At 43.2% G+C, this 3,901-nt stretch carries 1 protein-coding gene; it reads right to left on the bottom strand.

What is annotated here, in order from left to right; translation table 11 throughout:
• On the bottom strand, nt 1-3,677 hold a 3,677-nt coding region (locus tag AM305_RS11540), incomplete at its 3' end, for an ESPR-type extended signal peptide-containing protein (RefSeq protein WP_005826329.1).
• Nucleotides 3,678-3,901 lie beyond the last annotated feature (224 nt).

The raw sequence follows: 3,901 nt of genomic DNA, 5'->3' as shown, positions 1-3,901 counted from the left end.
GAATTTAAGATGTTATCCGCTAACGGAGCGCCATCTTTACCTAAATCCACAAGCGGTGAATTTACCACATTGGTTGCAGTATCCGCATCAGGGTTAGTTTCAACATCCGTTGTATTCAATACTGAACCTACGCCTGTGATTTGCGTTGGATTACCATCTTTTGCAGTGATATTTAATGCAGTTGTTGGAGCCTTGTTATTCACTAGGTCATTATTTGTTGCCGGCACTGCTTTTTGAGATGTCATATTGACAACAGGTGCAGCCGCATCTGAAACGTTACCTAAAGATAATGTGCTATTTACTACCGCGTTCGTGAATGTCACGTTCTCAGTTGTTGAGATATTGATGTTGTTACCTTCACCGCTGATCTTAATGTTTTGACCTGCGTTGTAGTTTACAGTATCGCCTGCATTAATTTTTGACTCATCATTTGCAACGTAAGTGCTTTCGCCGTTTGTATCAGCCACTTTTGTTGATGCAACGCTGTGGTATACGCTGTTGATAGTATTTACAACATCTGTAATTGTCGCAACATCGCCGTTTGCCGTATCAGCTTCTGCTTTACCATCTGTTGTAACAGATGATGTACCTGTATTCACATCGAAGGTAACATCTACACCACCGTTGGTGTTTGCAGCCACGTTTGCTTTGGTATTTTTACCGTCTACATAGTTAACTTGATCACCTGGATTTACAACAACTGGTGCGCCTGCTGTGGTCTTTGTTACCCAACCAGAGTTGTTGATTGCATCTGCAACATCGCTTACTAACGCAACAGTACCGCTTGCTGTATTACCGGTTGCTTTACCTAAGCCATTACCAACATTATTTAAATTCGTATCGCTGGTTACATCACCTGCATTAATCGAATAAGTAAAGTTTTTACCTTCTTGTTTAATGGTTAAGCCTTCACCTGCTTTAAAGGTTACTTTATCGCCTGCTTTTACTTGTTCCTCAGTTGCAGGGGTTGCTAAAGAGCCGCCATCTGTTCCGGCAGTTGCTGTCCAGTACACATTATTAATGGTGTCAATAACATCACCTGCGGTTACAAAGTTATCTCTATTTGTGGTTGTGCCCTTAAGCCCTGCTGTACCGGTTGTTGTTGCAGCGATCTCTTGTTTGTTTACTTCAAAGGTTACATTCACTTCACCGGTATTGGCATTTTTCACTACGCTTGCTGTGGTGGTTTTACCGTCTACGTAGTTTACTTTATCGCCTGGATTGATGGTTTCTACTACACCACCTGTCAGCGTTGTTTGCCAGCCTGAATCATTGATTGCATTGGCAACGGTTGTTGCATTAACCAATTTGCCCGCATCAGTTGTTGCCGGTGGTTGTACTTTACCATTTGCAACAGAAAGGGTTGTATTTTCTACAGTTGTATTTACTTTAGAAAGATCCACATCATATGTAATTGTGGTTGTTTTACCGTCTGTATTTTGAATGTCTACTGTTGTATTTGCACCGGCAGCGAATACAACATTATCACCGGCTACCACTAAATCTTTCTTATTGTTTGACGCAGTGTTATCTTGGAATACGTTCCAACCGGTCTTATTCACAAGCTCAACCACGTTGCTGATATTTGCAACTTTATTCGTATCACCGTTATTAACGCTTGCAATACCTGTACCCGCATCAACAGAACCTTCGCCCATATTCACATCAACAGAAATTGTACCGCCGTTATTGTTAATTGTTGTGGTATCGGTATTTTGAGTTGGTAATTTTGCAAAATCAGTGTCAATGGTAACATCTGTGCGACTTACGCCGTTTTGTTTCACGGTAACAGTGGTATTTGTTCCATTAGTGAAACGCACATCGTCACCAAAGTGAACATTATTCACCACATCATTCGCATTACCGACTTTCCAATAGCCTTCATTAACTGCGTTAGCCACATCTGTTACGGTTGCCACGCCGGTATCTGTTGTGCTTGAAACGAGTTTACCGTCATTTGGTACGTCAAATGTCCCTTTATCCACATCAAACGTTACCGAAGCGCCGCCGTTTGCGAGCGGTTTAACGTTCGCTGTGGTTAATGTACCGTTAACGAATTGAACGTTATTGCCCGGTAAAATATTGATGTTGTTTGTGCCGTCTGCGCTGGTAACGTTGAAGCCTTTACCTAATTCCGCTGCTACGGCATAAAGTTGTGAACCGTTGATAGCGTCTGTTGAGGTTTTCGTGATTTGACCTGCGGCAACGTTTTTGATTTGACGTTCATCGCCGTTTGCACCCACGCTGACATATTCGCCCGCTTGTTGAACGCTACCTTTAAAGCCTGAATAAGTAATAGGACCGACAGTAGCTTCATCAACATTTACGGCGGTCGCCGCTTCAGACGCATTACCTAAAATAACAGAGTCTTCGGTTGCGACATTCACATTGTTACCCAATACAAAGGTATTCGCGCCGCTAATGGTGTTGTCGTTACCAAAGGCATAAGAACCGTCTGCGCCTGCTTGAATGGTATTTGGATCACCAAATGCCCCTGCGTTGTTAGCGTAAACTTGGTTGCCTACACCAACGGCAGTTGATGAGTTGCCGGTTACGTTTGAATTAGGACCGATAGCGATTGAGTTTGAGCCTGAAACTGTTGATACGTTACCCATAGCAATTGAGTTAGTTGCTGTAGCCACTGTAACGTTTGCATTGTTACCAATAGCAATAGAATAGTCAGCTTGCGTATTTGCAGATTGACCCATTGCGGTAGAGCGAACACCTGTAGCCCAAGTAGAACGACCGATTGCAATTGCTCGTGTACCCCGAACTTTAGAAGCAGCACCCAGTGCTACACCAGACTCTGCTGTGTCAAATACACCGGCACTCCAACCAATAGCTGTAGAGCCATTAACTCCATTAGCCTCAGACTCTGCACCAATCGCAACAGAATAACTTTGTAGTGCTTTAGCCTTAGAACCACCTGCAAAAGAAGTAAATCCACTTGCAACACTACTTACACCCAACGCTACCGTATTTGACGCAGTTGCGTTTGCGCCAAATCCCATAGCAAGCGATGAACCACCTTCGGCATTTGCCTTAAAACCAATAGCCGTACCAGCTTGTCCTGCTGCCACTGAATTACCACCGATGGCAGTCGCATAAGAATTATTGGCTAATGCTTGGTAACCAATCGAAACTGCAACAGCCCCTTTTTCACCAACAACAGCCTCGCGACCAATCGCGGTAGAGTAAGATTTTGAACTAGTATTACGTTGTTCAGCACCCGCACCGATAACAACATCCTGTTGCCCTTCAGATTTAGCTTGTCGACCAATCACAACAGAGAGATTGTCACCTTTAGCAGAGTCACCAATAATAACGGAACCGCCACCATTATCTTTATTTAAAACGTTCTCACCAATCAGAACGGCAGTACCATAAGTATTCCCTTTAGGCGTACTGATATATAAAGGGGCAGCCCCATTATTCGCATTAGTACCCGATGTCACACCTGAAGTACCTACTTGGGGTTGAGCAACAGATAGTGCTGCCATCGCATCAGTCGTCCCCAATAACGCCGCACCCGCCACACCAAGTGCTAATAACGCCTTGCTTGGCTCAATGCGGTTATCTGTCGTTGAAGATGATTTACCGTTTGATTTCGTTAATTCTGAAACCACATCAAAACGTTGTGCTGCATGGTTCCAAATCACTTTAAAAATTTTATTCATGTATAATTAACCTCAAAAATGTTAGTAGCTTATGCCGTTTTAATACGCTTAAAACGTAATAAGCCGTCCCACACTATAATTACACGAAGTAACTAGCCAGTTCATTTTATAAGCTTATGTTTTCAAAAGCAATAAATAATCTAAGGCTTTTACACTAACTTTACATATTGGCTGTAGGGAGGAAAACCCACGTTGTTTTTGTAGGGGAACCCGTGGGCTGCACC

It is taken from the genome of Actinobacillus minor NM305 (assembly GCF_000175195.1).
In the GTDB taxonomy this organism is placed as follows: domain Bacteria; phylum Pseudomonadota; class Gammaproteobacteria; order Enterobacterales; family Pasteurellaceae; genus Haemophilus_A; species Haemophilus_A minor.
This window is presented reverse-complemented; position numbering and strand designations above follow the sequence as displayed.